Source organism: Okibacterium endophyticum (genome assembly GCF_054780075.1).
This window is the reverse complement of the sequence record NZ_BAAGXA010000005.1, coordinates 650,247-677,119: the sequence shown is the minus strand read 5'-3', so window position 1 is coordinate 677,119 and position 26,873 is coordinate 650,247. Positions and strand designations below refer to the sequence as shown.

Genomic DNA, 26,873 nt, shown 5'->3' with positions numbered 1-26,873 from the left:
AGCGCGTTGGCCTCGTCCGCGACCGTCATCTCGTTGATGTGAAGAGGCCGTCGCCGGAGCCTCCGGCGACGACCCGGCCCCCGCGTTGGCCGTCTCCTGGACGATCGAGTCGATGGCCTGGAGCTGGCGCTCAGGGACAGATCTGCATGACCACCGGACGGCACCTGCCCTTCTATTGAGTGTTTTCTTGAGGTGCGTGTTCTTGAGGGAATGTCGTGAAGTAGTGTTCCTTGGTTTGGGGCAGGCGGAGCCGGGCGACGGAGAAGTCAAGTACCGCGGGCGTACCGTTGTTGTTGGCTTCCAGGGCGCGTTCCAGGGCCGCCGTCACCCCCTGGGGGTCCATAACTTGTTCGCCGTAGCAGCCGCAGGAGGCGGCCAAAGCGGCAAAATCGGGCTGGAAGCCGAACTCAGTGTCCACGATCCTGTTCTCGAAGCTGTGGTGCTGAATGTCCCATATCGATCCGAGGGCGCCGTCGTTGAGGACACACCATGTGACGGGCAACCCGTAGTCTGCAGCCACCGGCAGGGCGCTCATGGACATCTGGAATGATCCGTCCCCCACGAAGCAGAGTGCCGGGCGGGACGGGTGCGCCAGACGTGCGGCAGGCAACGCCGCGCTGACGAATCCCATCCCGTAGAAGCTCGACGGAACGATCGTAGAACGCGCTTCGAAAACCGGAAAGTAGGGGAAGGCTCCGCCGATGTGTTGGGCCAGAGCACCGACGTCCACACCCAGGATCGTGTCACGCGGGAACACCTCACGTGCTGCTCGGATGACCCGAACCGGGTTGATCGGCAGGGAATCGTCGTCCGCCATCGCGGAGATCTCGCGTTCCAGCGAGGCCAGCTCGGCCTGCATCCGGGGATGGATGTCCTTCTGCCGTTGCAGGATCGTCTTCTCAGGCGTGTTGAGGACGGCGAGGAGGTCTTCGACGGTCGCGCGGATATCGCCGACTATGGGGATGGCCGCCGGAGTACTCTTGCCCAGTTCCGTTGGGTCGATATCGACCTGAATGTACGTAGCGGTTGCGGCGGGCAGGGCGCCGGGTTGCCAGTTGGTCTCCATTTCTTCGAATCGGGTTCCCAGGCCCAAGACGACATCGGCTTCCTGCAGCAGCCGTTTAGACACAGGGTTGCGGTGAGCACCCAGTCCGCCTACTGCCAGAAGGTGGTCTTCGGGCACGATTCCACGTCCGGCGAGGCTGGTGATCACGGGGGCAGCGATCTTCTCGGCCAGTGAGCGGACAGCCTCCGACGCTTCCGAGCCGATGGCTCCCCCGCCGCTGACGATGATCGGTCTCTCTGCCGCTTCCAGAGCGGTGGCTGCGCGACGGATCGCGTCCCGGTCGGGTCGGATCCGCGCCGGCTTGCCGACGGGAATGTACTGTTTGTCCGAGACGGATTCGGTGAGCAGATCGCGCGGGATGTCGATCAGCACCGGCCCGGGCTTGCCGCTGCGGGCGATGGAGAAAGCCTGTCGCATCACATCTGCCAGCAGCTCGGCGCGGTCGACTCGAGTTGACCACTTGGTGATGGGGGCGAACACCCGGTCGGTAGGGATCTCTTGGCTGGCGCCCCGATAAGCGGTGGCTGTCGACCCGCGGCCGGCCAAGACGATCATCGGCAGGGCTCCTACGAAGGCCTCGGCCACGGCGGTGAGGGTGTTGGTCACACCCGGCCCTGCGGTCACGAGGACGATCCCCGGCTGCCCGGTCAACTGGGCGTGGGCGGCTGCCATGGATGCAGCGGTGTGCTCATGGCGCACGAGGATGCTTCTAATGCCCTCCGTGGTGTGGATGGCATCGTAGATTCCCAGGACGTGCCCTCCGGGCATCCCGAACACATATTCTGTTCCCTCGGCAACGAGAGCGTTGACGATCGCCTGCCCAGCCGGTATCCGATTCATGTGGTTCCTTCGTTCGAGTTTTTCAGGCGCGACGAGCCGCTGATTGGAGCACGGGATCCGCGCTGCTGTCGTCTGGATTTCTGCATTCCACGATCTGACTGACGCGGTTTCGGAGAGATTCCTTGTAGTCGTTCACATGGGGCAACGCCCAGAACTGTCTCCGCTCCATGGCCGCGAAGGCGCATGCCGCAACATCGTTCGGGTCCATGCGGTTCGCATCATCATCCGGCATGTTCCCCGCGATGCTGCGCGGCAATTGACCTTTCAGCGCACCGGGACTGTTACGGGCGGCCGTTCCGATGCGCGTGTCCGTCAGCCCGGGACAGAGCACCGTGACACCCACTCCGGAGTTCTCGAACTTCAACTCTCGGTAGAGGGCCTCGCTGAGCCCGACCACCGCATGTTTGGCTGCCGCGTAGTGCACGCTGCCCGGCGCGGTGACCAGTCCGGCCATCGACGCGGTATTGAGGACGATGCCCTCGTTGCGCTCCACGAGTCCGGGTAGAAAGGCCTGGATGCCGTGCACGACCCCCATGAGGTTGACGCCGATCGACCATTCCCAGGCTTCCGGAAGCATTTCCCACGACCGCCCGCCGAAGCCGACGCCGGCGTTGTTGGCGATAAGCCAGGGTACGCCTACCTCACGAGACACGTGCTCCGCCATTGAGACGACAGAGGCCCGGTCAGAGACATCGCAGACGATTCCCGTGGCACGTGATCCGCTGGATCGGATCGTGTGTGTCGCCTGCTCCAATGGTGCCTCTTCCACGTCGGTCAGGACGACGCGCATCCCCCGCGACGCCGCCAGACGTGCGAGTTCGAACCCGATGCCGCTGGCAGCGCCCGTGATCACGGCCGTCTTGCCCTCGAAACGATTGTTCCCTGTTGTACTCGTCATCGTCTCAGTGCCTCCGGAATGCTAGATTCGAACGAGGGATCGGGCAGCACCCAGAACTTGTCCTGCTTGATAGCCTCGAGTGTCAGCTCAGCGACTGCCGCCGGGTCCATGGCCCCGTCGTCCATTCGCGCCAGGAAGGCATCTCTTGTCATGGGATGACCGGGGTCAAGTCCCTCGTCGGGCGCAGGGCCGTAGCGGTCTGCTGACCAGTTGCGTCCCGAGGCGTTCATATTGGTGCGTGTGAAGCCCGGGCACAGAACCGATACCTTCACCTCCGTGTTCTCCAGCTCCAGATCCAGGTGCATGGACTGTGACAGCCCCACGACCGCATGTTTGGAGGCGCAGTACGCTCCCATGCCGGGGCTTCCTCGGAGCCCCGATACCGAAGCCGTGTTGATGACATGCCCCTCGCCCTGGGCGATCATGTCGGGTACGAAGGCCTTGATCCCGTTGATCACACCCCACAGGTTCACATCAAGAACCCATTGCCAAACGTTTCGGGGGGTCTCCCACACGGCCCCTCCCGGGCCAACCCCCGCGTTGTTGAACAGCAGGTGTACCGGCCCGAACGCATCACGAGCCTGCTGAGCCAGTGCGGAGACGGACTCTTCGTCGGACACATCCGTCCTGACACCGGTCACCGAGGCCCCGTTCGACCTGAGGCCTTCCACTTCCGCGTCCAGGGCGGATTGGTCGATGTCAGCGAGAACGACCCGGACGCCTTCATCGATAAGCAGTTCGGTCAGGGCAAGGCCTATGCCGCTCGCCGCCCCTGTGACCACCGCGGTCTTTCCCGCCAGATGCCTCATCGATTGATCTCCCGTTCGCTTGTCTCGTGTGCGCTGCCACGGTCGAACGCCAAGTCCGTGTTGGCGCTTTCCCGTGCGAGCAGAAGGCTGATCACGGTGACCGCACCGGCCAGAGCACCATAGACGGCAATCGGCACGTGAGAGCCGAAGGCCGCGAGCAATGCGACAGCGATCATCGGCGCCCAGGCACCAGCGAAGATCGAGGCGAACTGGATGCCTATCGACGCACCGGTGAAACGCACGCTGGTACCAAAGAGCTCAGACACGAACGCGGCCTGCGGGCCAATGATCGCACCGTGCAGGATCAGGGCCACAGAGATCGCGACAATCGCCAAGAACGTCGAGTCGGTCGCGATCAGGGGGAAGATGGCGAAGCCCCATACCGATACACCCACAGCACCGAAAATGATGATGGGTCGCCGTCCGACGCGATCCGACATCGCTCCCCAGAACGGCACGGCCGCGATGTGGAACAGGGAACCGATGAAGACGCCGAGCAGGATCTGCTCTCGCTCAAGCCCTGCCTGCTGGGTTCCATAGACGAGAACGAAAGCGGTGAACAGGTAGCCGGTAACGTTCTCGCAGAATCGTGAGCCCATGGCCAGCAGCACCTCGCGGCGGTAGTACTTGAGCACCATGAACAACGGAAGCGCCTTGTCTTTGCTCTGTTCTGCCTTTTCCTGTGCTTCCCGGAACAGGGGCGACTCGGAAATCGAGAAGCGGATCCACAAGCCCACGATGATCAGCACGCCGGAGAGCAGGAATGGCACGCGCCAACCCCACGCGTTGAAGACCTCGTCCTCCATGGTCACCGCAAGGACGGCCAGAACGGCCACCGACAACGCCTGGCCAGCCGGCAGGCCGGCCTGCGGCCAGGATGCCCAGAAACCGCGTCGGCGCGGGTCGCCACGTTCTGAGATCATCAGCACGGCTCCACCCCATTCACCGCCCACGGCGAATCCCTGGATCAGTCGGCACACCAACAAGAGGATCGGCGCCGCGACACCGAGCGTCGCATACGTCGGCAGCAACCCGATCGCCACGGTGGCCGTGCCCATCATCATGAGGCTGATGACCATCATCTTCTTGCGCCCTACCCGGTCGCCGAAGTGACCGAAAACCACACCACCCAAGGGGCGGGCCAGGAATCCGATCGCATAGGTCCCGAACGCCAGCAACGTTCCCGCCAGCGGCTCGCTCTCTGGGAAGAACAGCATGCCGAACACCAGTGCGGCTGCTGACCCGTACAGAAAGAAGTCATACCACTCGATGGTCGTGCCGATCAGGCTCGCGGCTACGACCTTTTTCATGCTGTCTTTGTGCTCGGTGGGGGTCCCACCGCTTGTTCCGATAGTGCTCATCGTCGAGTCCAATCGTCCTATTGAGGAGTAAGGGTCGCTGGGCGTGGTCGCCCTGACGAGAACCAGCTCGTCCCGGTGACGACCTCCACGTCCAACCCTGTGGTTCCAGCAAGGTAGCTCGCAGTTTCCCGCAATGTCAATAGATGCAATACATTTCAAATACTGAACTCAGTGGGAGACAGGCGAAGGATCGTCTTGGCACCGGCCGGACGATCCGATTGTCGCGCAGACGACGTGCGCTGGGCTCAGTGCCAGCCCGATAGAGCTGCGCCAGCTTCCCCGGCCGCCGCCTTGACGGTATCGATATAGGTCTGAAGCGAGGCCTCCATGCGGACGGACGGACCAACAACGCCCAGAGCGCCGTAGACCCTGCCGTCCTCCGCGAAGACGGGACATCCGATGCTCACCACTCCAAGATCGGACTCCTGATCGTCGATGGACCATCCGCGTTGGATCACTAGACCCATCTCTTCACGGAATCTCGCCAGCCTTACGGCGCGCTCATCCTCGGGGAGATCAGCAAGGGCCCTGGCAAGAATGTCTTCGCGTTCGGGCGCAGGCAGGTGAGGCAGGACCGCCTTGCCCGACGCCCTTTGGTGCTCGCGACCGCTGAGTCCGAGATATAACCCTCCGACCTTCAGCGCATGTGATCCTTCCACCAGGACGCGCACCACGAGTGCCCCGTCCTCCAGTACGGACAGGTACGCCGTCTCCGCAGTATCAGCGGCAAGGCCGTCGATGATCCTGCTCAGATCGCTCAACACCGGGTATTTATCCCGATACTGGGAATACAGACCGGCGATCTTGTTGCCAAGATGCAATCGCAGCGCAGTGTCGCGACGCAGATATCCCCTCGAGTTGAGAGTGTGAAAAAGGTGATAGCACGTTGTGATGTTCAGCGTCAAACCTTCCGCGACACCCCTGATGGTGGGTGGCTCCGGTGATCTAGCCACGAACTCCAGGACTGACAACGCCCTGTCGACCGTCTGTAAGGACGGTTGCCTCCGCTCCGATGCCTTCGCGCTCATGTGACCTCCCGGTGATAGTGCTTCGAAGCGAAGCACATGACACACCGGGGTTCCCAACGGCCCGTGCGTCGCTGTACAGTGACGGCATCTCATTATATGAGGTAAATTTCAGCTTTTGAAATCTCGGGCGCGTGGAGGCCGATTCAGCGCTACGGCAGAGACAGAAAGAGACCTCTATGCTCCTGGACTTCGGTCAGCCTCCCGGCGGTATCATCCAGTACGCCTACACGGTGCCAGACGCCTATGAGGCTGCACGCAGGTGGACGGAGATCTTCGCGGTGGGCCCATGGCTGGTTCGAGGGCCGTTCACCGCGAGCTCCGCACTGTACCGGGGGCAGCCCACCGAGGTGGAGCTTACGTTGGCGCGAACATTCAACGGTCACACGATGATCGAGCTGGTTCAGCAGCACAACGATGTGCCTTCCGTGTACCGGGAGATCGTCGAAGCCAGGGGTTATGGATTTCATCACTGGGGAGTGGCTTCGACCGACATCGACAAGGACATCGCCAGATACGGATCCATGGGGTTCGACGTGGCGTTCGAAGACGTACTGCCGAGCAGAGCGCGAGTGGCTTACATCGACACCACGAGAGAACTGCCGGGCATGACAGAACTCATCAGCATGGATCCGGCCCAAGAGGCCTTTTACACGCGCATTTATCGCACCGCCCTGGATTGGGACGGCACAGACTTCTATCGGCGCGAACTGTAGTACTTCTGCAGTACTCGAACGTGGGATGGGCGAGTGCTCGTTCGCCCTGTAGCGTGTTGAGATCGATGCCGAGAGGACAACAACAGTGCGTTCCGCAACCCCCCTCCCATCAAACGTTCCTCCTGGCTCGAATGACGATCCCGCGAGCGCACGCCCACGATATCGAGATGGCTTCGGGTGGACCGACCCTTCTGGGTGCTGGGACGATTTGGGGAACGCCGGCGCGATGGCTGCGCGCTGTTTCTCGTGAAGATCTGGAGCATCGTCGGGGTCGTCGCATTCGTCGCAGCGGCGATCGCCCTGGCGGCCGGGCGCTTCGGGCTCGGCGCGGCCCTGCTCATCGCGTGCGTGACGAGCCTCGGTGCGGCCATGCGGCGCCATAGGCGCGGGGCTGGCGGCGCGAGTGAAGGATAACGACTCGACAAAATGGACGGAAACGCGAGATCGTCCTCTTCTCGGGCCGTTCTCCTCTCCTCGGAATGAGGTCTATGTAGTAGCGGTGGCGCGACCGGCTACGCGGTCTCGCCGTGGTGCAGCGCATTCGCGACGTAGCGGCGCGCGTTCTCGGTGATCGACGCGACCTCGTCGTCGGTGAGCTCGCGCCTGACCTTCGCCGGCACACCCGCGACGAGAGAACGCGGAGGAACAACAGTGCCTTCGAGCACAACCGCTCCCCCAGCGATGAGGCACTCGTCTCCGATCACCGCACCGCTCAGCACAACCGAGCCCATGCCGATGAGCACCCGGTCGCCGATTGTGCACCCGTGCACCACGGCGTTGTGCCCCACTGACACGTCTGCTCCGATGCGCACCGGGTACGCGGCATCCACGTGCACCGCGACGCCGTCCTGGATGTTGCTCCCCTCGCCGAGCTCGATGCTCGCGTAGTCACCCCTCAGCACGGCGTTGTACCACACGCTCGACGACGGATGCATGGTGACATCGCCGACCACGCGCGCGCCGTCTGCGATGAACACGTCGTCGGCGATGCGAGGAGCCGGCGTGCCGCGCAGCGGGACGATTCCGGGGTGTTCTTCATACGTCATGCCGTCAGGCTATCGCCTGTGGCATCAGCGTTGCAGAAAGGCGAGCACGGCCAGGACCCGTCGATGATCTGACCCGGAATCCTCGAGACCGAGCTTCGAGAAGATCGATGTGACGTTCTTCTCCACCGCCCCCACGCCGATGACGAGCTGTGTGGCTATGCCCTGGTTCGTGCGGCCTTCTGCCATCAGCCCGAGAACCTCACGCTCCCGCGGAGTCAGCTCGTCGAGCGGGTCACGCCTGCGTGCCACGAACTCGCGAACCACCTGGGGGTCGAGCACCGTGCCGCCCTCTGCGACGCGTGTCACGGCATCCTTCAGCTCGTCGAGAGACGTGACCCGATCCTTCAGCAGGTAGCCCACCCCGCCATCTGCCGACTCGAGAAGCTCGGCGGCGTAGCTCGCCTCGACATACTGACTGAGCAGCAGAACGCCGGTCCCCGGATGCTCTCGTCGGATCCCGACGGCCGCCCGCACCCCCTCGTCGCGATAGTCGGGAGGCATTCTCACGTCGAGCACAACAACATCGGGAGCGCTCGTCTCGAGATCCGCCATCAGCGAGTCCGCGTCGCCGAACGAGCCGACCGTCTCGAATCCGGCCTCATCGAACAGGCGCACGAGTCCCTCACGCAAAAGAACCGAGTCGTCTGCGAGAGCGACACGAAGAGGGGCGCCACGCGGTCGGTCGTCGCTATGCACGCGACAAGACTACGCGTCACCCGGCAGGAACGTGCGCCACCCCCTGTCGATCAGGGAAGAGGCACGGATGCGTGCACACGTGTTCCCCCGCCTGCCGGGCTCTCCACGGTGAACGAACCCCGCAGCCCGGTGATCCGGTCTCGCAGACCGGACAGGCCGTGGCGATCGGCGACCACCGCTCCCCCTCGACCGTTGTCACTCACCTCGAGCAGCAGAGCCTGCCCGCCTGCCGTCGACGGTTCGCCGATGTGCAGACGGACGAACACGTTTGTCGCCGCCGAGTGCTTTGTGGCGTTGACAAGCAGTTCGGCCACCACGAAATACACATTCCGCTCGATCTCGCCCGGCAGACGAGCGGATGCGTCGAGGTTGGAGTCCACTGTCACCCGCATCCCGCTCATCGCTGCCGCCGACCTGACGGCCTCGAGCAGGCCGCGATCGAGCAGGATCGGCGGAGCGAAGCCGCGGGAAAGCGCCCGCAGCTCATCGAGTGAGGCGTGCGCCTGGCTGTTCGCCTCGGCGATGAGCGCCCGCGCGGCCTCTGGATCGGAGTCGAGCTTGCGTTCTGCGGCCGCAAGATCCATCTGCAGGCGGATGAGGCGTTGTTGCGGCCCGTCGTGGATGTCACGTTCGAGGCGCCGGATCGACTGGTCCTCAGCCGAGACCGCGGCTCCTCGCGAGGCGTCGAGTCGTGTGACCTGCTCGGCGAGGTCTTCGGTCGACCAGCGCGAGAGCATCCCGCCGGCGATCAGATGGTGCAGCGTGGTGAGGCCGCGGGTGACGAACGGAAGCGTCAGCGTGAAGATCACCCCGAGGATCAGATAGAAGACGATCTCAAGCGTCCACGTGTCGACGTCGATGGACCGTCTGAGCATCCATTCGAGCACAACCTCGGGAAGAGAGAAATCGCGCTCGCCCTGCGGGAACGACCATGCCCAGGCCCCGTACGTGACGCCGGAAAGCGCTGTTGTGGTCCAGACGATGGTGATCGACCAGGTGACCACACTCACGATCGGATTCACGATGAGACCGTGAAGCAGGTACGCCCAGTAATGGCCGTCGGAGAACGGGACGAGCATCGTGCGCCAGAACCCCGAGCCGGCGCGCGGGCGCTTCCAGCCCGGCCGGGCGATGGGCGGGCGCCCGGAGGCACCGAGTCGCGCCAGCTCGAGGGTGCCGAACCCGCGAGCCATCCACAGCGCCGCGACGACGAAGAACAGGCCGAGCACGATGACGAGCATCCCGATCCCCGAAAGGAAGACCGGTGAGAGCAGGCTGAGCCCGATGATGGCGATCGGCATCGTCAGGAGAAGAAAGCCGAGCTCACGGGGCACCGTGCGCCACAGCGCCCCGTAGCCGCGCCGCAGCTGACCGGGATCTGCGCTCATGCTGTCAAGAGTGGCAGAACCACGCTCTGTGGTGCCAATGGTGGCGTTCATCTCGCTCATTTCGTCACGCACCTGAGTGCGCGTCTCGGTGTTGATCTCGGTGTTGATCTCGGTATTGATCTCGGCGCCCATCGCGCCGCCCGCGTCAGTGCTCATGATCCTCTCCCGTCGTCTCGCGCGGGCCGAACCCGCCCGCGCCGGTGTCGCCGCCCGAGTCCGCTCGGCCTGTATGGCCCGCGTGGGCCGCCGGCGGGGTTCCCGCCGACTGCCCCGGCTCGACCACCACGAACTGGCCCATCATTCCCCGGTCTTCGTGCGCGAGCAGGTGACAGTGGTACATGTACGGGATGTTCCGGTCGGCGTAATCCTCGAATCGCATGATGAGCCGATAGTCGGTGTTCGGCTCGAGATAGACGGTGTCCTTCCACCCGGCCAGCTGAGGCGGCGGCGCATCGCCACCGATGGTCAGAACCTGGAACTGCACATCGTGCACGTGGAAGTTGTGTGGCGCCGCCATGCCGTTCCGCACCGTCCAGATCTCGGTCGCACCAACCTCGACCACCTCGTCGATGCGTTTCAGGTCCATGTTCTGCTGGTTGATCTGCGTGCCGTCGAGGGTGAAGCTGCGCTCCACGGTCGCCGTCGACTCGTCCAGCCGTTCGATCGGCTCGAACGCCGACGGGGCCCTCCCCCGCGCCTCGAGCGAATCGGCAGCTCGAAGCTCGAGCACGTCGAAGGTGTCACCGGTTCCGCTCGGGCCCATGACCGACAGAGCTCCGCCGAGGTCCTGCTCCGCAGAACGAAGCACAACGTTCTCTCCCGGATCCATCCGCACAAGGATCTCAGCACGCTCGCCCGGCGAGAGCTGAACGGCGGATGTCGTCAACGGCGCGTCGAGCAGACCGCCGTCGCTCGCGATGAGCGCGAACTCGCGGTCATCGGCGAAAACGAAGTTGTAGCTCCTGGCCGACGATCCGTTCAGAAGGCGCAGCCTCACCACCTCGGTCGTCACGCTGAAGAAGGGGCCGACTGTGCCGTTGACGAGCAGGTCATCGCCGAGCACTCCGGCGAAGGATCCCCCCGTGAGCCGAAGCTGTCCGTTCTGGTCGAGCTGCGCGTCTTGGACGATGACGGGAACGTCGTCGACACCGTATCGGTCCGGCAGACCATAGGACCTCTCGGCGTCGTCGCGAACGATGAACATGCCGGCGAGCCCTTTTCGCACGTGCTCCTCTGTGTTGCCGTGCGGATGCGGGTGGTACCACAGCGTCGAGGCCCGCTGGTCGATGGCCCACTCGGGCGTCCAGGTCTCACCCGGGTCGATCATCTGGTGGGGCCCGCCGTCCATCTCCGGCGGAATGTGCATGCCGTGCCAGTGAACGGTGGTGGGTTCATCGAGCCGGTTGGTGACCTCGACGGCGACGCGCTCACCGGCATCCGCGACGATCGTCGGCCCGAGATAGGCTCCGTTGAAACCCCAGGTCGCCGTCGGCTCTGCCTGGCCGAAGTCGCTCTCACCGTCTTGTGCCGCGAGGGCGAAGTGCCGCACGCCGTTGCCGTCGACACTCGACTCGGCGAGCGGCGGTATCGAGAGGGGTGTGTCGAACTCGATCTCTCCGACGGTTGAGATCGGCTCATTCTCGAAAGCACCGCACGCGCTCAGCACCGTCGTGAGGCCGATGGCTCCGACGATGAGCGACGACACCCCGATGGTGGCGAAGCGTCGACGTGGCGCACGCGGGCCGCGGGTGTGTGCCGGCGAGAGACGAGGCGATGGTTCTTTCAGCATGGCTCCAGCCTCGCGTCGAGGCGTCTCGCGTGACATCCGGCCCGCATCCGAATCGATACGGGGGAAAACCCCCGCCTGGACACCGCCTGTGAGCGGGTTAGCAGAGCCTTGTCTTGCTTGCGCGCGCTCGCACGCCGAGTACCGTGGATATCACACCTCATGAAGGGAAGCACAATGACCAACACGACCACCGTCACACAGTCTTCGATCGACCCGGATGTCGCCGCCGGCGTCGCCCAGTTCCTCGCCCCCGTCGTCATCGACCTCACCGCGATCGTCGTGAACGGCAAGCAGGCCCACTGGCACGTGCGCGGTGCGAACTTCGTCGGAGTGCACGAATTGCTCGATGACGTGGTCGCTCATGCACAGGGCTATGCAGACGATGCCGCCGAGCGGATCGTGGCTCTCGGGCTCCCCGTCGATGCGCGCCTGCAGACCGTCGCGCAGAAGACCACAACAGAGCAGCTGACGGCCGGATTCCGCCAGTCGGACGACACCATCGCCGAGGTCGTCGCGCAGATCGACGCCGCGCTCGTCGCTGTGCGCACGGCCATCGACGAACTCGATGAGATCGACCAGACCAGCCAGGACGTCGCCATCGAAATCGCGCGCGGCCTCGAGAAGGACCGCTGGTTCCTGGTGGCTCACGTCAGCAAGTAGCCAGTCACGGGTGAACGGGCCGGGTCGCGCGTCGACCCGGCCCGTCGTCGTCTCAGACGGCGGGCATCGACCGGCCGCCGGACCAGCACCCGTGAATCGTCCGCGGCTAGATCAGCCGGTGGGTGAAGCGACCGTTCACCAGGGTGGCCGTCACGGGCATGGATGCCAGTTCCTCGGCGGATGCCCGGTAAGGGTCGTGTTCTGTGATGACGAGGTCGGCGACGTCGCCGGGGGCGACATCCGCAGAGCCTGTGGCCGTCGAGGCGGCCAGCGCCGCTGCCACGGGCATACGCGTGGCAGCGCCGAAGACGGCGGCGGCAAGCGAGACCCAGGGGTCGAGGGGCGCCGCCGGTGCTCCCGAACCGAGTGTGATTCGGGCGCCTGCCCGCCCGGCCGCCGCCATGCGGGGGTGCGGCGGCAGCGAGATGAGGGTGACGGGCACCCGTGCCAGGGCGGCGAGATCGTTTTCGGCGACGACCGCCAGGTCGACGCCGCCGTGCGCTCCTGTGCGCTCGAACAGCCGGGCGATGGCCGAGCCGTCGGCGGTGGCACGGGCGGTCACCGCGACATCGATCCCGGCAGCTGCCGCTGCCGCCATGCCCGTCAGCGTCGCGACCGGGTCTGACCACACCAGCCGGTGCGGGCCCACGCGCACCAGCCCGTGGGTGTGCGGTAGCACGTCGCCCGTCGACAGCCCCTCTGAGACGGCTCGGCCCAGGCCGTGAGGCGGGATCATCACGTCGACACGAAGCAGGTTGTTGCCGTTCTTCGCGCGCTGCGCCCACACGTCGAGGTTCCAGACGGCAGACTCGTCGACGATGCCCGTCACTCCGCGCGCAGCCGCACGCCGGGCGGCGTTCACCACCTCGTCATCAGTGGCGGTCTCGGTCTCTCGTGGTGTCTCGCCGTACCGGGCCCGACTCCAGGCGTCGAAGCGCACCCGGTGGTCACGCAAGCCCGGCAGCACGTACCGGCCATCGAGATCCACGATCTCAGCGCCGTCGTACAGCGATGACGGCGACGGATGCCGCGCGGACACCGCCACGAACTCCGTGACGATTCCGTCGACGATGACGATATCCACTCGAGAGGCATCGGGCCGGTCGGGCCGCGCCAGCGTCGCACCGGCGAGAACCACACGAACGCCCGAACCCGGTCTGGCGGCCCTGAGCCTCAGATGAGCCACGGTGCCGCCGATCCGCTCTGCCCGCTCACTGAGATTCGCGACCCGCGGCCGTGCTCAGCGCTGGCAGTTGGGGCACCAGTAGAGCTTGCGGGCGCCCATCTCTTCAAGAACGATGTTCGTGCCGCAGACCCGGCACGGGAGGCCTTCCCGTTTGTAGACCCAGTGCCTGTCGCTGCGGTGGGCCATCGCTTTGACATAGTCGTCGTGAGACAGGTCGTCCATCGTCATCATCTGGCCGGTCTCGATCCCGATCGTCAGCAGTCTCACCCAGTCCTGCCACAGCGCCCTGACCCGCTCTTCGGGAACCTGTTTGCCCGGCGTATGCGGGTTCAGTCGAGCCCGATAGAGCAGTTCGGCCCGATAGACGTTTCCGATGCCGCTGACAACCGATTGGTCCATCAGCAGAAGTCCAATGGGCGTCGGCTTGCGTCGCACGACCGCCGTGAAGCGGTCTTCGGCCTCTCGGCTGTCGTCGTGCACAGGATCAGGGCCGAGCTTGTCGATCACACGCTGCATCTGCGCCGCGTCGATGACCTCGCACGCCGTCGGGCCGCGCAGGTCGGCCACCGTGTGCTCGGTGAGCAGCCGCACCCTCACCGCGCCGACCGGGTCTGGCGGAAAAGAGTCCCAGTCGACATCGGTGTCGCCCTTCGTCTGCTCCGACATCCGAACTCGAGCTTTGCGCGGAGCACCGATGCTCGAGAGCGAGTTCTCCCCCGCCTTGTCGAGCACAGTGAGCGCCAGGTCTGTACCGCGTTGGTTCGTCTGCCCCATCCGGCCGTTCGCAGACGCGATCGTCTGATCGGCCGACACTTCACCCGCGAAGTCCCACGCACCGTACATGCCCAGGTGCACACGCAACCAGACGCCGGAGTCGAACTCCATGAACATCTGTTTGCCGACAGCAGTGACATCGGTGACCGTTCGGCCGTCGAGCATCGCGGCTCCCTCGGCGAAGCGGCCTTGGGGCGACGACACGGTCACAGGATGCCCCACGAAATTGTGCGCGAACTGGCGCGCGATCCTGTGCACGGAATGGCCCTCAGGCATCGTTGCTCTCCCACTCGTCTGGCCGCGTAACGCGACTCGGATCCCGTCAGCCGTCGACGCCTTTACCGGCGATAACACCGGTGGACTCGTACTCCGCGATCTGCGCGATACGTCTGGCGTGCCTCTCGTCGCCGCTGAACGGCTCGGCGATGAAGGCGTCGATGAACCCCACGGCCTCATCGACGGTGTGCTGCCTCGCCCCGATCGAGATCAGGTTGGCATCGTTGTGCTGCCGGGCGAGAAGTGCCGTCGAGAGGTTCCAGACCAGCGCCGCCCGTGCGCCGTCCACCTTGTTCGCGGCGATCTGCTCGCCGTTCCCCGAGCCTCCGAAGACCACACCGAGCGCCTCTGTTCCCGCCTTCTGGTCGGCGACGACCCCGAGAGCGGCGTTGATGCAGAACGACGGGTAGTCGTCGAGGGCGTCGTACTCGGCCGGACCATGGTCGACGACCTCGTGGCCGGCCGCGGTGAGATGTTCTTCAAGGTGCCGGCTGAACTCCAGCCCGGCGTGATCGGTGCCGATGTGAATGCGCATTGCTCTATTCTGCCCGTCCCGTCGTGCCTCTCTGTGACCTTTCCGGACCGCGGTGGCCGGCGCAACGCGCCCCCGCGTCCGGAAAGGTCACAGAGAGGGGGCGTTTTGCGGATCATCGGCGAGGAAACAGCGTTCAATCGAGTGGAAACAGCGTTCAATCGAACCGCGGGCCGACCGTCCTGCTGCGCTTGAGCTCGAAGAACCCCGGATACGCCGCCACCGCCACGACGCCGTCCCACAGGGCGACGGCTTCTTCACCCTTGGGCGCGGGCGAGAGGACGGGACCGAAGAATGCGACGCCGTTGACGGCGATGACCGGCGTGCCGACATCCTGGCCCACGCGCTCGATGCCGTCGAAATGAGACGCGCGCATCTGCGCGTCGTACTCGTCTGAATCGGCGAAGGCCGCGAGATCGGCGGGCAGACCGAGTTCGGCGAGGGACTCGGCGATCACCGCGTCAGCGTCTTTCGACCCGCCGGGGTGTATGCGCGTGCCGAGAGCATCATAGAGCGGTTTGACGTGCTCACGCCCTGATCTCTCTGCAACGGCGGTGACGAGGCGGGTGTAGCGAAGCGCCCGAGGAAAGAACGCCCGATAGTCCTCGGAGACTTCTTTGTCTTCGTTGAGCACCGCCAGGCTCATCACGTGCCAGGTCACATCGATGGGTCTCTGCCTGGCGACCTCGTCGAGCCATCTGGATGTCATCCAGGCCCACGGGCACGACGGATCGAACCAGAAATCAACCGCAGTACGCACAGAGTCAGTCATGATTCGAGCTTAGAGGGCCGGAACGCCTCGACTACGCTTGAGATTCGGACACGATCCAGACGAATGAGGAGTTTCAGTGCCAGGAGAGAACCTGACCCGAGCAGAGGCGAGCGCACGCAAGGCGGTTGTGCAGACAGAGAGCTACGGCGTTGTGCTCGACCTGACGACGGGCGCTGAGACGTTCCGCAGCACAACAACTGTCAGGTTCACCGCCCGAGAAGGCAGCTCAACGTTCATCGACGCATTCACGCAGACCGTGCACAGCATCACGCTCAACGGAACGGAACTCGACAAGGATGCCGTGAGTGACGGCATCCGCATTCAGCTCGACGACCTGCGCGACCAGAACGAGCTCATCGTCGACGCAGACATGGCCTACACGAACACCGGCGAGGGACTGCACCGCTTCGTCGACCCGGCAGACGGAGAGGTGTATCTCTATACGCAGTTCGAGGTCGCGGACTCGAGACGAGTGTTCGCTGTGTTCGAGCAGCCCGACCTCAAGGCGACGTTCCAGTTCACGGTCACCGCGCCGTCGAACTGGCAGCTCGTGTCGAACTCGCCAACCCCCGAACCGGTTCCCGCCGGTGGATCGTACTCGACGTGGACGTTCGCCCCGACCCCGGTGATCTCCAGCTACATCACTGCACTCATCGCCGGCCCGTACGACGTTGTCAGAAGCGAGCTCACAAGCAGGGACGAACGTGTCATCCCCCTGGGAATCTTCGTTCGCAAAAGCTTGTCCGAGTTTCTGGACGCCGATTACATCTTCGAGAAGACACGCCAGGGATTCGCCTACTTCGAGGAACGATTCGACTACGCCTATCCGTTCGAGAAGTACGACCAGCTCTTCGTGCCCGAATTCAACGCCGGAGCCATGGAGAACGCGGGAGCCGTCACCTTCACCGAGATCTACGTGTTCCGCTCCAAGGTGACGGATGCCATCAGGGAACGTCGTGTGGTGACCATCCTGCACGAGCTCGCACACATGTGGTTCGGCGACCTCGTCACGATGAAGTGGTGGAACGATCTGTGGCTGAACGAGTCCTTCGCCGAATGGGCGTCTACCATCGCCACCGCCGAGGCCACCGAATGGACGGAAGCCTGGACCACGTTCCAGGCCATGGAGAAAAGCTGGGCGTACCGTCAGGACCAGCTGCCGTCGACCCACCCCGTGGTGGCGACGATCAACGATCTCGAAGACGTGCAGGTGAACTTCGACGGCATCACCTACGCCAAGGGCGGCTCCGTGCTGAAGCAGCTGGTGGCCTGGGTCGGCGAAGAGGCTTTCTTCTCTGGCGTCGCCGCCTACTTCAAGAAGCACGAGTACGGGAACACCGAGCTCGGCGATCTGCTCGCAGAGCTCGAGGCGACAAGCGGTCGCGACCTCTCGGGCTGGTCCGCGCAGTGGCTCGAGACCGCCGGGGTGAACACACTCAGCCCGGCGATCGTCACCGCTGATGACGGAACGATCACCGACTTCGCCGTGCTGCAGAGCGCGCCGGCGGACTATCCGACGATCCGGCCTCACCGCCTCGCCGTCGGCTTCTACTCTCTCGAGAACGGCAGCCTCGTGCGCACGCACCGCGTCGAGCTCGACGTGCACGGTGAGCGCACGGATGTTCCCGATCTCGTCGGAATGACACGTCCCGACCTTGTGCTCATCAACGACGACGATCTCGCCTACACGAAGATCCGCCTCGACGAGCAGTCACTCGAGGTCGCGATCGAGCACCTCGCGAGCATCTCGAACCCGCTCGCGCGGGCTCTCGTGTGGGGGTCCGTCTGGGACTCGACCAGAGACGCAGAGACTCCCGCGAGCGATTACGTGCGCCTGGTGCTCGGCAACATCGCAAGCGAAACAGAGTCGACGACGATCCGTACGACCCTCAACCAGCTCATCCTGGCCGCGACGAGCTACGTGGCGCCTGAGAGGCAGAAGGCGACGACGGAGCACGTGGCGACGCAGCTCTGGGCCCTCGCCCGCGAAGCGGAAGCCGGGAGTGACGCGCAGTTCCAGTTCGTGAAGTTCTTCGCCGGCATCGCATCGACAGACGAGCATCTCGACACGATCTCCGCGTTGCTGGATGGAGCCGTCACCCTCGACGGTCTCGACATCGACACCGACCTGGGCTGGGAGCTTCTGATCGCGCTCGTCGCCGGCGGGCGCTCGGGCGCAGCCGAGATCGATGCGGCGCTCGCCACGGACAACACGGCGACGGGTCAGCAGTCGGCTGCCCACGCGCGTGCTGCACTGCCGACGCCCGAGGGCAAGCGCGCGGCGTGGGCATCCGTGACAGAGACCGACAAACTGCCCAACACGATTGTGCGCAGCACAGGTCTCGGATTCCAGCGGGCCGCAGACACACAACTGCTCGCGCCGTTCGTAGACGACTATTTCGACATCCTGCAGTCCATCTGGGACAACAGAAGCTACAAGATCGCCGAGTACATCGTCGTGGGCTTCTATCCGGCACCCCTTGCCGATCAGAGGCTGCACGACGCGACCCGAGCCTGGCTCGACGCGAACCCGGAGCCCGCCGCGCTGCGCCGGCTCGTCACAGAGAATCTCGCTGGCGTCGAGCGCGCGCTCAAGGCGCAGGCTCGCGACGCCCGTGGCTGATGAGACCACAGACGACACAGGCAGACGTATGACCCCTCTTCCCTCAGCATCCTTCTACGACGAGGTGGGCGGTCGGCCCACCTTCGAAAAACTCGTCACGGAGTTCTATCGCGGTGTCGCAGACGACCCGGTGCTGAAACCGATGTATCCCGAAGAAGACCTCGGGCCGGCCGCAGAGCGCCTGCTGCTCTTTCTGGAGCAGTACTGGGGCGGACCGACGACATACGGCGAGACCCGTGGCCACCCACGCCTGCGGCAGCGCCACATGCCCTTCGCGGTGAACCCAGACGCCAGGGACCGCTGGCTGACGCACATGCGAGCTGCGGTCGACTCGCTCGAGCTGTCTCCGGTTCACGAGGCCACGCTCTGGGATTATCTGGAGCGCGCCGCCCACGCGATGGTGAACACCTTCGACGGCTGAGCGGACGGTGGTCGAGCCTGCCGACCCCACCCACCGGTCGAGCCTGCCGAGAGACCCCCCGCCGTGGGATACGACAACCCGCTAGTGGTTCGGTGTAACCGGTCGACCTCACTGTCTTCCTCGTCGTAGACCCGCTGCGCGCACACAACTTCGGAGAATTTTCGTTTCTGGGCTCTCGGGACGGTGGGGCGGACGTTTCAGGGCTCAATCTCCGAAGGTGTGCACAGGACATGGATGCAACTTCTCTGGGCGTGCCGCGCGCCGCGCGGCCGCCGCCCAGCTCTGATCCTGCGTCAGACCCCGCGGGAGTGCCGACGGACGAGCACATGACCTCGCCTGGGGCTCACCCTCATCCAGTCGCCGGAGACGAATACGGGTATCTCCTCGCTCCCGGCGAGGAATCCGAGGCTTTCGGCGGCGAATGCCGCACCGGCCACGAGCCCGGGATTCCCGTCGATCTGTCGCGACCACACCCCTGACCGCACACGCTGCACGATGTGGTCGCCGACGTTCTCGGGAAGGGCTGCGGCGATCTCGGCCGCCCCCTCACGGGCGACGGCCGCGAGGGTGTCCGCCGGCACGTCGCCTGCGCGACGCCATCCGCCGCGTGGAGGAGCGATCCCCGACCAGCTCACCCTGACCTCTCCTGGCGGCATCCCGATCGCAAACGGCGGCCCCTGACTTTCGGCGCGGGCCGTGCGCTCCAACAGGCTGCCGGGCGAGATCACCCTGTCGAACTCCGCCCGGTCCAGCTCACGGAGCACACGCAACCCGAGCACAGCCGGACTCGTGTCGAGCAGGCCGCGGGGGTACAGCACAGGGGCATAGACAGCGAGCGCCCCGGCCGTGGCGATCACCCGGATCGCGGTGTCATCGAGACGCTTGGCGCGCGACAGAAAGACCGTGAGGTCGGAAAGGGACTCGGCGTCTGCGAGGGCGAATACGTCATTCATCTGCTCCTAAACTATCTGAGAGAGCGCACCGCTCATTCCGAGGAGAACGATGACACATCCGATCGAGGATCTGCTGGCGGCGCTTGACCTGACCGATACCGGAGCACGCACGAGTGAAGACATCTTCACCGGTTCCTCGCAATGGATGCCACGAGGGCGGGTTTTCGGCGGGCAGGTTCTCGCGCAGGCCCTCGTCGCAGCGATGCGCACCACTCCGGACGACCGGATCGTCCATTCGACACACGGGTACTTCCTGCGGCCAGGTGACGTCTCAGAATCCATCACGTTCTCGGTGGATCGGATCCACGACGGACGGTCGTTCTCCACCAGACGCACACAGGCCTATCAGAGGGGTCTCCCGATCCTGTCGATGATCGCATCGTTCCAGATCGACGACGCCGGGTTCGAGCATCAACACGCCATGCCGGAGGATCTGCCCGAACCCGAGAGCCTGCCGACCGCGGCTGACCTTCTCGGTCACCTCGATCATCCGTTCGCTCAGAACTGGGCCTATGAGAGGCCGTTCGACCTTCGTCATATTCCCTCGCCCATATATCTTGCCGTCGACGGCGAACACGTGGCCCGCAACGCCGTGTGGATGCGGGCGATCGCCCCGTTGCCCGACGACGACAAGCTGCACCGCGCCGCCCTCGCCTATGCGAGCGACTATTCGCTTCTCGAGCCGATCATGCGGCGACACGGGATCGCCTGGACCACACCGGACCTCAAGATCGCGAGCCTGGACCACGCTCTGTGGTGGCACCGGCCGCCACGAGTGGACGAGTGGATGCTGTATGTGCAGGAATCACCGAGTGCGACCGGAGGACGAGGGCTCGCCCAGGGGCAGTTCTTCAGTCGTGACGGCGCCCTTCTCGCGACAGTGGCGCAAGAGGGCATGGTGAGGGTTCCGACGCGCACGTGAGGGTGACCGCCTGGATCACAGCGGCGAGGCTCCGCTAACGGCGGCCCCTGAACTCGACGGGCGGCTCATGGTACGGCTGCCATGCGGCACGCTCGGCGTTCGTGATACGACGAGGCCTGCCCGATGCTGAATCGACCAGCACGATCGTGCTCGACGCCTTCACATGGACCGTGCCGTCGACGACGACCTCGTAGCAGACATCGAGGCTCGCTCCGCCGATGCGGCCGATCCAGAGCTGGACATCCACCGAGTCGCCCCGGTAGGGCAGCGCCACGAGGTATTCGACCTCGTGACGCGAGATCAGGGTGTTCGTGGCCGCTGTCGGCCCGGCGTCGATCACCGCGAGCGGCGAGCCGACCCCTCCGGCGTCTGCGCTCGTCTCCCAGAAGGTCCTCACCCTGGCCTCTTCGAGAAGCCGCATCACCTCGACGTTGTTCACATGGTTGTACGCATCGAGGTCACCCCAGCGCAACTGGATCGGAACGTGTACGCGCATAACCGCTCGTGCCGCGGTCAGCTGCGGGTGAGCTTGCGATAGGCAGAACGATGCGGGCGCGCTGCATCCGGCCCGAGGCGTTCGATCTTGTTCTCTTCGTATGCTTGGAAGTTGCCCTCGAACCAGTGCCAGTTGGCCGGGTTGTCGTCCGTGCCCTCATACGCCAGGATGTGCGTGGCGATGCGGTCGAGGAACCATCTGTCGTGCGTGATGACCACTGCACAGCCGGGGAACTCGAGCAGCGCGTTCTCGAGGCTCGAGAGCGTTTCGACGTCGAGGTCGTTCGTCGGCTCGTCGAGCAGGAGCAGGTTGCCGCCCTGTTTGAGGGTGAGTGCGAGGTTCAGTCTGTTGCGCTCACCGCCGGAGAGCACGCCTGCCCTCTTCTGCTGATCTGGACCTTTGAACCCGAAGGTCGAGACGTAGGCACGAGACGGGATCTCCGTGTTGCCGACCTGGATGTAGTCGTGTCCTTCTGAAACGACCTCCCACAGCGTCTTGTTCGGGTCGATGCCGCCGCGGCTCTGGTCGACGTACGAGATCTTGACGGTCTCGCCGACCTTGAGCTCACCGCCGTCGAGGGGTTCGAGTCCCACGATCGTTTTGAAGAGCGTGGTCTTTCCGACCCCGTTCGGCCCGATGATTCCGACGATTCCGTTGCGTGGAAGCGAGAACGAGAGCCCGTCGATGAGGATCCGCTCGTCGAAGCCCTTCTGCAGTTTCTTGCCCTCGAGCACAACCTGACCGAGCCGGGGACCCGCGGGGATCTGGATCTCTTCGAAGTCGAGCTTCTTCGTGCGCTCCGCTTCGGCGGCCATCTCTTCGTACCGGGCCAGCCTGGCCTTCGACTTCACCTGCCGGCCCTTGGCGTTGGAGCGAACCCATTCGAGCTCTTCAGCGAGACGCCTGGACAGCTTGGCGTCTTTTTTGCCCTGGACCTTCAGCCGCTCCTGCTTCTTCTCGAGATAGGTGGAGTAGTTGCCCTCGTAGGGATACAGATGTCCGCGGTCGACTTCTGCGATCCACTCGGCCACATGGTCGAGAAAGTACCTGTCGTGCGTCACGGCGAGAACCGCGCCTGGATACTTCGAGAGATGCTGTTCGAGCCACAGCACACTCTCGGCATCGAGGTGGTTGGTGGGCTCGTCGAGCAGCAGCAGGTCAGGTTTCTGCAGCAACAGCTTGCAGAGCGCGACGCGGCGCTTCTCTCCACCGGAGAGGGGGGCGACCAGCGCGTCGGCGGGCGGGCAGCGCAGGGCGTCCATGGCCTGGTCGAGCTGTGAGTCGAGATCCCACGCATCCGCCGCGTCGATCTCCTCTTGCAGCGTGCCCATTTCGGCGAGAAGCGCATCGAAATCGGCATCGGGCTCAGCCATGGCCGCCGAGATCTCGTTGAAGCGGTCGATCTTGCCCTTGATCGGGCCGACGCCCTCTTGGACGTTCTCGAGAACCGTCTTCGACTCGTCGAGTTCCGGCTCCTGCATCAGGATGCCGACGGAGTAGCCGGGGCTGAGCTTGGCCTCGCCGTTGCTCGGGGTGTCCAAGCCGGCCATGATCTTGAGGATCGTCGACTTGCCCGCACCGTTCGGCCCGACCACACCGATCTTCGCACCGGGCAGAAAAGACATCGTGACGTCATCGAGGATGACCTTGTCGCCCACTGCTTTTCGGGCTCTGACCATCGAGTAAATGTATTCAGCCATATTGCTACCAGTCTATCGGGCGGGTGGCACCGACGAGGCACTTGCCGGTGCCGAGCACCGCCTGCACTGTCGAGTGGTACCCGCCGACTCCCGGGCCGTTCTGGCCGATGAGGCATTCCTCGCCCCAGCGCACAGAGAACATGATCGAATCGGCCGCCTGGCCGAGCGTTGTGGTGTCGCTCGTGACCTCCATGGCCGCCTTGTCGAATCCCGCCGCCGCAAGGCCGTCGATGAACGCACGACCGTCGGCTTCGGGTGTGGCCGCGAGCGTCTGGGAATTGATCAGGTCGAAGAACGGCTTGTTGTCGTCGGCGGTGCCGGCGGGAATCAGGACCGGAGGCGGTTCTGTCGCCGTCGCGGACGGCGTCGGCGTCGCATCGCGCGACGGTGTCGGTGCAGGCGAGGAGCACGCGGTGACCAATGCGCAGAGCACAACGGCGAGCACGCCGACTCCCCCACGCCTGACGCTGGTAGTTCTTCGCATTCCGCCCTCTCATCATCATGCAGCACACGCCACGGGCGGCGTGTCGTCTGAATGCCGGCTGACGACATAACAGCACCGTACGAGTCTATGCGGGACCACCTCAGAACGGGGTGTCAGCGGGAACCGTCGCTCCACCAGGTGTCACCGGCGTCCACACGGCTCCGTCACCGGCGTCACCGGCGCCGTGGTCTCCGGTGGCCGTCACGCCCTCACCGCCCCGAGCAGCAGCCTCGGTCGGCGGCGGACTCGGTGCAGTGCCACCCTCACGCGGTGATCTCGTGTAGACGGCGGTTCCCCAGAGCAGGTCATGGCCGACGGCATCCGCGTCGACTTCGACACTCGTGCCACGCCTGTCTTCTTTCTCCCAACGACGGATGCGCAGGCGCCCGCTGACGACGACGCGATCGCCTTTGTGAAGCGACCGGTAGGCGTTCCTGGCCAGCTGCCTGTACATCGACACGGTGTACCAGTTCGTCTCGCGATCGACCCAGGCGCCCGTCGAACGATCGAAGTGCCGCTGGTTCGATGCCAGCCGGAACGTCGTGATCTCGAGGTCGTCGCGTGGTGTGACCACCTGCGGGTCCGTTGCCACGAGGCCGGTGAGCGTGATGCTGTCTGTCATAACATCCTCCTTCTGAAACACACCTCGTCGGAATCTCCGACGGCGGCGGCTCCGGGAGCGGCGCTCGTGCCGGGTGGGCCGCTCCCGAAGCCGTATCTCGAGTGTGGCGCCTGCCTGGTACGCAGAATCGGGCTCTTCCACTTGTGTGGAAAAGCCCGACTGACGACCGCCGATGTGCAGGAGCTACCTGGCGTACTCCATAAACGCGCGCCTGACCTTGCTGACCTTGGGAGCGGCAACGGCCATGCAGTAGCCCTGGGTGGGATTCTTGGCAAAGAAGTCCTGGTGGTATTCCTCTGCCTCGTAGAAAACCCCGAGGGGTGCGATCTCGGTCACAACGCCGTCACCCCACAGTTCACGCGCGCGGTCGCGTGCGGCCTCGAAGACCTCGCGCTGCCCGTCGTCGCGGTAGAACATCGCCGAACGGTACTGCGTTCCGACGTCTGCCCCCTGGCGGTTCAGCTGGGTCGGGTCGTGCAGGGTGAAGAAGGCATCCAGGATGATCTCAGACGGGATGCGGTTCTCGTCGAACGTCACCTCCACGGCCTCCGCGTGGCCCGTGCTGCCTGTGCACACGGCCTCATAACTCGGAGAGGGCGTCGCTCCGCCCGTGTATCCGGAGACGACATCCGTGACGCCGTCGAGGGTGCGGTAGACCGCGTCGAGACACCAGAAGCATCCTCCTGCGAGTACGTAGCTGTGCATGTCGACCCCTTCTGCCCTGCCGAACGACCCGACGGTCATCGGGTTCTGGCAGCAACCATACAGAGCAACGCACCAGGCCGACATGGGATTCCCGATGTCGGTGGTCACCCGTAGCGTTCTCAGCAGGGCGACATGCCACACAGTCAGGAGGAAACATGACCACACGTGCCACGATGACGCGCACCGCTCTGCCATTACACCGCACGCGGGTCGAACTCGTCGGCGTGAACGAGTTCCTCTGGCGGGTCATCGCGCCCGACGGCCGGGTGATCGGGCATCTCGAACGCAGCAACACCGCACAGGGCGATGTGTTCATCGCCAAACGGTTCAACACACTCTCGTCGCGCTTCGTCGACCTCGGTCGTTTCTGGGCGATCGACGACGCCGTCGATTGCCTGACCGACAATTGACCCGGTCGTGCACCGCTCCGCTGATCCGGCATCGCAGAATCGGGCGTGGCGTGACCGGTGCAGACGACACCGAGGGGTAACCTTCGGCACATGGAGTGGTGGAATCAATTCGTCAGCTGGCTGATCTCAGCCGAGACACGGCCCGTGCTTTTCACGTCGGCCGTGCTCATCGTCTCGATCATCGTCGCCGCGCTCATCGCCGCGTCGATCACAAAGGCGGCGGTTCGCCGCCTCGTCGCGCAGCGAGATCGCGAGATGCGAGCATCCGCGATCGCCGCCCTCGTCGACGCCTCGACCGAAGCGGCAGTCTGGAACTCGCTCACGCCGGGCGAGCAGGTGCTCGCGGACCGCGCAGTGGGTCAGGCAGACATCTATGTTCGTCTGCTCCCCCTCAAGGGAGCGGCTACCGCGGCGAACTGGGCCGCGCACCAGCTCGCCGAGATGAAACGCCAGTCGGCGACCTTCGGTTACGAGCTCGCGCCGATGAAGGCGGAGTTCCGGGACCGGCTCTTGGACTGGCAGCACCGCCCCGGCCGGGCAAAGCGCATCTTCGAGAGTGATCTCGAGAGGTGGCAGTTCGAGACCACTGACTCGGAGAAGACCCTCATCGCCGAGCAGGATGCCTGGGCGACGCGCCAGCAGCGCCAGTCGTTCGAAAACGATGCGGCGGCGCTCTCGGATGAACCGGTGGCGACGACACCACCGCCCTCGCTCAGTCCGGCCACGTTCGCACGCCAGGGAGCAGCAGCCGGTGATGCGGAAGCACAGCGCCTGATCGACGATGTCGCGGCGATGGAGGTCCGGCGCTCAGCAGACGATGCGGCCGCCGAGAAGGACGCGAGCTGACTCAGCTCCTCCACCAGTCGTCGAACATCGACACCGGGAGCTCACGCTTGTGCCTCGTCGCGAGGTAACGGCTTTCGATCGCTGACGCGATGTCGGATGCCACCTCGTCGCCCTCGAGGTATGCGTCGATGGCGCTGTAGCTCAGCCCGAGATTCTCCTCATCGGTCTGGCCGGGCCGATCGTCGAGCAGGTCGGCTGTCGGCAGCTTCTCATAGAGGCGCGCAGGTGCGCGCAGGTGCTGCAGCAGCGTCTTCCCCTGCCGTTTGGTCAGTCCCGACAGCGGCAGAACGTCGGCGCCGCCGTCGCCGTACTTCGTGAAGAAACCCGTCACGGCCTCTGCGGCATGGTCTGTCCCCACCACAAGAAGGCCCTCCTGACCCGCGACTGCATATTGCGCGACCATGCGCACCCGTGCCTTCACGTTTCCCTTGTTGAAGTCAGTGATCGAACGTCCGACTGCCCGCACGAACTCGGCCTCGAAACCATCGACCGCATCCCGGATGTTGTATGTCACGATTCGATCCGGCTGAATGAACTCGAGGGCGAGCTGGGCGTCGTCTTCGTCTCGCTGCACCGAATACGGCAGGCGAACCGCGGTGAAGGTGACGTCGTCACCCGCTGCGCGGCGCCGTTCGGCAGCAAGCTGGCAGAGCCGACCGGCCAGCGAGGAGTCCTGTCCCCCGCTGATGCCGAGCACGAGGCCGGAGGCACCTGTCTGGCGCAGGTAGTCCTCGAGAAACCGGATGCGCGCATCCGTTTCTTCTGCCGGATCGACGGTCGGCCGCACGTGCAGCGCCGAGATGATCTGTTGCTGGAGCGTCACCATCCCCTCAATCTACTAACATCCGGTTACGACC

The 26,873-nt window shown here is 64.7% G+C and carries 28 protein-coding genes; 8 read left to right on the top strand and 20 right to left on the bottom strand.

Annotated features, from left to right (window positions below):
* Window positions 1-172: 172 nt before the first annotated feature.
* From ACYVF5_RS07475 to ACYVF5_RS07455, 5 genes are all read right to left on the bottom strand, one after another.
* Window positions 173-1,906, bottom strand: a complete 1,734-nt coding sequence (locus ACYVF5_RS07475; protein ID WP_460944877.1) for a thiamine pyrophosphate-binding protein — start codon at window positions 1,904-1,906, stop codon at window positions 173-175.
* Between the two features lie 22 nt (window positions 1,907-1,928).
* The gene (locus ACYVF5_RS07470) at window positions 1,929-2,804 is read right to left on the bottom strand and encodes an SDR family NAD(P)-dependent oxidoreductase (protein WP_460944875.1); all 876 of its coding nucleotides are present in this window, start codon (window positions 2,802-2,804) and stop codon (window positions 1,929-1,931) included.
* On the bottom strand, window positions 2,801-3,613 hold the full coding sequence (locus ACYVF5_RS07465; RefSeq protein WP_460944873.1) for an SDR family NAD(P)-dependent oxidoreductase: 813 nt from the start codon (window positions 3,611-3,613) through the stop codon (window positions 2,801-2,803). The genes ACYVF5_RS07470 and ACYVF5_RS07465 overlap by 4 nt, the downstream gene beginning before the upstream one ends.
* Complete coding sequence (locus ACYVF5_RS07460) at window positions 3,610-4,923, bottom strand: MFS transporter (RefSeq protein ID WP_460944871.1); 1,314 nt, start codon at window positions 4,921-4,923, stop codon at window positions 3,610-3,612. Before ACYVF5_RS07460 ends, ACYVF5_RS07465 begins: the two co-directional genes overlap by 4 nt.
* Window positions 4,924-5,219: 296 nt before the next feature.
* The gene (locus ACYVF5_RS07455; protein ID WP_460944869.1) at window positions 5,220-6,002 is read right to left on the bottom strand and encodes an IclR family transcriptional regulator; all 783 of its coding nucleotides are present in this window, start codon (window positions 6,000-6,002) and stop codon (window positions 5,220-5,222) included.
* Window positions 6,003-6,178: 176 nt separating this feature from the next.
* On the opposite strand from ACYVF5_RS07455, the gene ACYVF5_RS07450 reads away from it, so the two are divergent.
* Both ACYVF5_RS07450 and ACYVF5_RS07445 read left to right on the top strand, forming a co-directional pair.
* On the top strand, window positions 6,179-6,715 hold the full coding sequence (locus ACYVF5_RS07450; protein ID WP_460944867.1) for a VOC family protein: 537 nt from the start codon (window positions 6,179-6,181) through the stop codon (window positions 6,713-6,715).
* A gap of 246 nt (window positions 6,716-6,961) precedes the next feature.
* Complete coding sequence (locus ACYVF5_RS07445) at window positions 6,962-7,129, top strand: hypothetical protein (RefSeq protein WP_460944865.1); 168 nt, start codon at window positions 6,962-6,964, stop codon at window positions 7,127-7,129.
* Window positions 7,130-7,227: 98 nt separating this feature from the next.
* Here the strand turns inward: ACYVF5_RS07445 and ACYVF5_RS07440 are convergent, their stop codons facing one another.
* From ACYVF5_RS07440 to ACYVF5_RS07425, 4 genes are read right to left on the bottom strand one after another with little or no spacing between them, the layout of a single operon-like run.
* Window positions 7,228-7,761: a gamma carbonic anhydrase family protein gene (locus tag ACYVF5_RS07440; RefSeq protein ID WP_460944863.1), complete on the bottom strand. Its 534-nt coding sequence runs from the start codon at window positions 7,759-7,761 to the stop codon at window positions 7,228-7,230.
* Window positions 7,762-7,785: 24 nt separating this feature from the next.
* Window positions 7,786-8,457, bottom strand: a complete 672-nt coding sequence (locus tag ACYVF5_RS07435) for a response regulator transcription factor (protein ID WP_460944861.1) — start codon at window positions 8,455-8,457, stop codon at window positions 7,786-7,788.
* 50 nt (window positions 8,458-8,507) lie between these two features.
* On the bottom strand, window positions 8,508-10,001 hold the full coding sequence (locus tag ACYVF5_RS07430) for a sensor histidine kinase (protein ID WP_460944858.1): 1,494 nt from the start codon (window positions 9,999-10,001) through the stop codon (window positions 8,508-8,510).
* A complete protein-coding gene (locus tag ACYVF5_RS07425; protein WP_460944856.1) occupies window positions 9,991-11,634 on the bottom strand; it encodes a multicopper oxidase family protein in 1,644 nt (547 codons plus the stop codon). The genes ACYVF5_RS07430 and ACYVF5_RS07425 overlap by 11 nt, the downstream gene beginning before the upstream one ends.
* A 174-nt stretch (window positions 11,635-11,808) precedes the next feature.
* On the opposite strand from ACYVF5_RS07425, the gene ACYVF5_RS07420 reads away from it, so the two are divergent.
* Window positions 11,809-12,294 (top strand): Dps family protein, encoded by a 486-nt coding sequence (locus ACYVF5_RS07420; protein WP_460944854.1) that lies wholly within the window; start codon window positions 11,809-11,811, stop codon window positions 12,292-12,294.
* Window positions 12,295-12,400: 106 nt separating this feature from the next.
* Here the strand turns inward: ACYVF5_RS07420 and ACYVF5_RS07415 are convergent, their stop codons facing one another.
* The 4 genes from ACYVF5_RS07415 to ACYVF5_RS07400 all read right to left on the bottom strand — a co-directional run bounded on the left by ACYVF5_RS07415 (window position 12,401) and on the right by ACYVF5_RS07400 (window position 15,834).
* Window positions 12,401-13,480 carry a hypothetical protein gene (locus tag ACYVF5_RS07415; RefSeq protein WP_460944852.1) on the bottom strand — a complete coding sequence of 360 codons (1,080 nt, stop codon included), beginning with the start codon at window positions 13,478-13,480 and terminating at the stop codon, window positions 12,401-12,403.
* 54 nt (window positions 13,481-13,534) lie between these two features.
* The gene (locus tag ACYVF5_RS07410; protein ID WP_460944850.1) at window positions 13,535-14,530 is read right to left on the bottom strand and encodes an Fpg/Nei family DNA glycosylase; all 996 of its coding nucleotides are present in this window, start codon (window positions 14,528-14,530) and stop codon (window positions 13,535-13,537) included.
* A gap of 46 nt (window positions 14,531-14,576) precedes the next feature.
* Window positions 14,577-15,065 (bottom strand): ribose-5-phosphate isomerase, encoded by a 489-nt coding sequence (locus ACYVF5_RS07405; RefSeq protein ID WP_460944848.1) that lies wholly within the window; start codon window positions 15,063-15,065, stop codon window positions 14,577-14,579.
* A 154-nt stretch (window positions 15,066-15,219) separates the two neighbouring features.
* The gene (locus ACYVF5_RS07400; RefSeq protein WP_460944846.1) at window positions 15,220-15,834 is read right to left on the bottom strand and encodes a mycothiol-dependent nitroreductase Rv2466c family protein; all 615 of its coding nucleotides are present in this window, start codon (window positions 15,832-15,834) and stop codon (window positions 15,220-15,222) included.
* Window positions 15,835-15,910: 76 nt separating this feature from the next.
* Between ACYVF5_RS07400 and pepN the strand changes: the two genes are divergently transcribed.
* Both pepN and ACYVF5_RS07390 read left to right on the top strand, forming a co-directional pair.
* Complete coding sequence (gene pepN / locus ACYVF5_RS07395; RefSeq protein WP_460944844.1) at window positions 15,911-18,457, top strand: aminopeptidase N; 2,547 nt, start codon at window positions 15,911-15,913, stop codon at window positions 18,455-18,457.
* Between the two features lie 28 nt (window positions 18,458-18,485).
* Window positions 18,486-18,878 carry a globin gene (locus tag ACYVF5_RS07390; RefSeq protein ID WP_460945309.1) on the top strand — a complete coding sequence of 131 codons (393 nt, stop codon included), beginning with the start codon at window positions 18,486-18,488 and terminating at the stop codon, window positions 18,876-18,878.
* A gap of 293 nt (window positions 18,879-19,171) precedes the next feature.
* Here ACYVF5_RS07390 and ACYVF5_RS07385 read toward each other — a convergent pair whose 3' ends face one another.
* Entirely contained in the window at window positions 19,172-19,831 is a 660-nt protein-coding gene (locus ACYVF5_RS07385; RefSeq protein WP_460944842.1) for a hypothetical protein, read from the bottom strand.
* Between the two features lie 49 nt (window positions 19,832-19,880).
* Here ACYVF5_RS07385 and ACYVF5_RS07380 point away from each other — a divergent pair, with 49 nt between their 5' ends.
* On the top strand, window positions 19,881-20,753 hold the full coding sequence (locus ACYVF5_RS07380; RefSeq protein ID WP_460944840.1) for an acyl-CoA thioesterase: 873 nt from the start codon (window positions 19,881-19,883) through the stop codon (window positions 20,751-20,753).
* A gap of 34 nt (window positions 20,754-20,787) precedes the next feature.
* Here the strand turns inward: ACYVF5_RS07380 and ACYVF5_RS07375 are convergent, their stop codons facing one another.
* From ACYVF5_RS07375 to msrA, 5 genes are all read right to left on the bottom strand, one after another.
* A complete protein-coding gene (locus ACYVF5_RS07375) occupies window positions 20,788-21,249 on the bottom strand; it encodes an acyl-CoA thioesterase (protein ID WP_460944839.1) in 462 nt (153 codons plus the stop codon).
* 17 nt (window positions 21,250-21,266) lie between these two features.
* Complete coding sequence (gene ettA, locus ACYVF5_RS07370; protein WP_460944837.1) at window positions 21,267-22,949, bottom strand: energy-dependent translational throttle protein EttA; 1,683 nt, start codon at window positions 22,947-22,949, stop codon at window positions 21,267-21,269.
* Window positions 22,950-22,953: 4 nt separating this feature from the next.
* Entirely contained in the window at window positions 22,954-23,433 is a 480-nt protein-coding gene (locus tag ACYVF5_RS07365) for a DUF6993 domain-containing protein (RefSeq protein ID WP_460944835.1), read from the bottom strand.
* A gap of 100 nt (window positions 23,434-23,533) precedes the next feature.
* Entirely contained in the window at window positions 23,534-24,055 is a 522-nt protein-coding gene (gene ssb, locus ACYVF5_RS07360) for a single-stranded DNA-binding protein (RefSeq protein ID WP_460944833.1), read from the bottom strand.
* Window positions 24,056-24,238: 183 nt separating this feature from the next.
* The gene (msrA, locus tag ACYVF5_RS07355; protein ID WP_460944831.1) at window positions 24,239-24,760 is read right to left on the bottom strand and encodes a peptide-methionine (S)-S-oxide reductase MsrA; all 522 of its coding nucleotides are present in this window, start codon (window positions 24,758-24,760) and stop codon (window positions 24,239-24,241) included.
* A 155-nt stretch (window positions 24,761-24,915) separates the two neighbouring features.
* Here msrA and ACYVF5_RS07350 point away from each other — a divergent pair, with 155 nt between their 5' ends.
* Both ACYVF5_RS07350 and ACYVF5_RS07345 read left to right on the top strand, forming a co-directional pair.
* Window positions 24,916-25,170 (top strand): hypothetical protein, encoded by a 255-nt coding sequence (locus ACYVF5_RS07350; RefSeq protein WP_460944829.1) that lies wholly within the window; start codon window positions 24,916-24,918, stop codon window positions 25,168-25,170.
* Between the two features lie 90 nt (window positions 25,171-25,260).
* Window positions 25,261-26,016 carry a hypothetical protein gene (locus tag ACYVF5_RS07345; RefSeq protein WP_460944827.1) on the top strand — a complete coding sequence of 252 codons (756 nt, stop codon included), beginning with the start codon at window positions 25,261-25,263 and terminating at the stop codon, window positions 26,014-26,016.
* A gap of 1 nt (window position 26,017) precedes the next feature.
* Here ACYVF5_RS07345 and nadE read toward each other — a convergent pair whose 3' ends face one another.
* Window positions 26,018-26,842: an ammonia-dependent NAD(+) synthetase gene (gene nadE, locus ACYVF5_RS07340; protein WP_460944825.1), complete on the bottom strand. Its 825-nt coding sequence runs from the start codon at window positions 26,840-26,842 to the stop codon at window positions 26,018-26,020.
* Window positions 26,843-26,873 lie beyond the last annotated feature (31 nt).

What these genes read in the sequence shown, in the direction of transcription:
- ACYVF5_RS07410 (WP_460944850.1), bottom strand. Translation starts at nt 14,530, where the DNA reads ATGCCTGAGGGCCATTCCGTGCACAGGATCGCGCGCCAGTTCGCGCAC.
- ACYVF5_RS07475 (WP_460944877.1), bottom strand. Translation starts at nt 1,906, where the DNA reads ATGAATCGGATACCGGCTGGGCAGGCGATCGTCAACGCTCTCGTTGCC.
- ACYVF5_RS07425 (WP_460944856.1), bottom strand. Translation starts at nt 11,634, where the DNA reads ATGCTGAAAGAACCATCGCCTCGTCTCTCGCCGGCACACACCCGCGGC.
- ACYVF5_RS07430 (WP_460944858.1), bottom strand. Translation starts at nt 10,001, where the DNA reads ATGAGCACTGACGCGGGCGGCGCGATGGGCGCCGAGATCAATACCGAG.
- nadE (WP_460944825.1), bottom strand. Translation starts at nt 26,842, where the DNA reads ATGGTGACGCTCCAGCAACAGATCATCTCGGCGCTGCACGTGCGGCCG.
- ACYVF5_RS07350 (WP_460944829.1), top strand. Translation starts at nt 24,916, where the DNA reads ATGACCACACGTGCCACGATGACGCGCACCGCTCTGCCATTACACCGC.
- ACYVF5_RS07345 (WP_460944827.1), top strand. Translation starts at nt 25,261, where the DNA reads ATGGAGTGGTGGAATCAATTCGTCAGCTGGCTGATCTCAGCCGAGACA.
- ACYVF5_RS07385 (WP_460944842.1), bottom strand. Translation starts at nt 19,831, where the DNA reads ATGAATGACGTATTCGCCCTCGCAGACGCCGAGTCCCTTTCCGACCTC.
- ACYVF5_RS07420 (WP_460944854.1), top strand. Translation starts at nt 11,809, where the DNA reads ATGACCAACACGACCACCGTCACACAGTCTTCGATCGACCCGGATGTC.
- ACYVF5_RS07450 (WP_460944867.1), top strand. Translation starts at nt 6,179, where the DNA reads ATGCTCCTGGACTTCGGTCAGCCTCCCGGCGGTATCATCCAGTACGCC.
- ACYVF5_RS07455 (WP_460944869.1), bottom strand. Translation starts at nt 6,002, where the DNA reads ATGAGCGCGAAGGCATCGGAGCGGAGGCAACCGTCCTTACAGACGGTC.
- ACYVF5_RS07365 (WP_460944835.1), bottom strand. Translation starts at nt 23,433, where the DNA reads ATGCGAAGAACTACCAGCGTCAGGCGTGGGGGAGTCGGCGTGCTCGCC.
- ACYVF5_RS07405 (WP_460944848.1), bottom strand. Translation starts at nt 15,065, where the DNA reads ATGCGCATTCACATCGGCACCGATCACGCCGGGCTGGAGTTCAGCCGG.
- ACYVF5_RS07400 (WP_460944846.1), bottom strand. Translation starts at nt 15,834, where the DNA reads ATGACTGACTCTGTGCGTACTGCGGTTGATTTCTGGTTCGATCCGTCG.
- ACYVF5_RS07470 (WP_460944875.1), bottom strand. Translation starts at nt 2,804, where the DNA reads ATGACGAGTACAACAGGGAACAATCGTTTCGAGGGCAAGACGGCCGTG.
- ACYVF5_RS07460 (WP_460944871.1), bottom strand. Translation starts at nt 4,923, where the DNA reads ATGAAAAAGGTCGTAGCCGCGAGCCTGATCGGCACGACCATCGAGTGG.
- ssb (WP_460944833.1), bottom strand. Translation starts at nt 24,055, where the DNA reads ATGACAGACAGCATCACGCTCACCGGCCTCGTGGCAACGGACCCGCAG.
- ACYVF5_RS07440 (WP_460944863.1), bottom strand. Translation starts at nt 7,761, where the DNA reads ATGACGTATGAAGAACACCCCGGAATCGTCCCGCTGCGCGGCACGCCG.
- ACYVF5_RS07375 (WP_460944839.1), bottom strand. Translation starts at nt 21,249, where the DNA reads ATGCGCGTACACGTTCCGATCCAGTTGCGCTGGGGTGACCTCGATGCG.
- ACYVF5_RS07380 (WP_460944840.1), top strand. Translation starts at nt 19,881, where the DNA reads ATGACACATCCGATCGAGGATCTGCTGGCGGCGCTTGACCTGACCGAT.
- msrA (WP_460944831.1), bottom strand. Translation starts at nt 24,760, where the DNA reads ATGCACAGCTACGTACTCGCAGGAGGATGCTTCTGGTGTCTCGACGCG.
- ACYVF5_RS07465 (WP_460944873.1), bottom strand. Translation starts at nt 3,613, where the DNA reads ATGAGGCATCTGGCGGGAAAGACCGCGGTGGTCACAGGGGCGGCGAGC.
- ACYVF5_RS07390 (WP_460945309.1), top strand. Translation starts at nt 18,486, where the DNA reads ATGACCCCTCTTCCCTCAGCATCCTTCTACGACGAGGTGGGCGGTCGG.
- ettA (WP_460944837.1), bottom strand. Translation starts at nt 22,949, where the DNA reads ATGGCTGAATACATTTACTCGATGGTCAGAGCCCGAAAAGCAGTGGGC.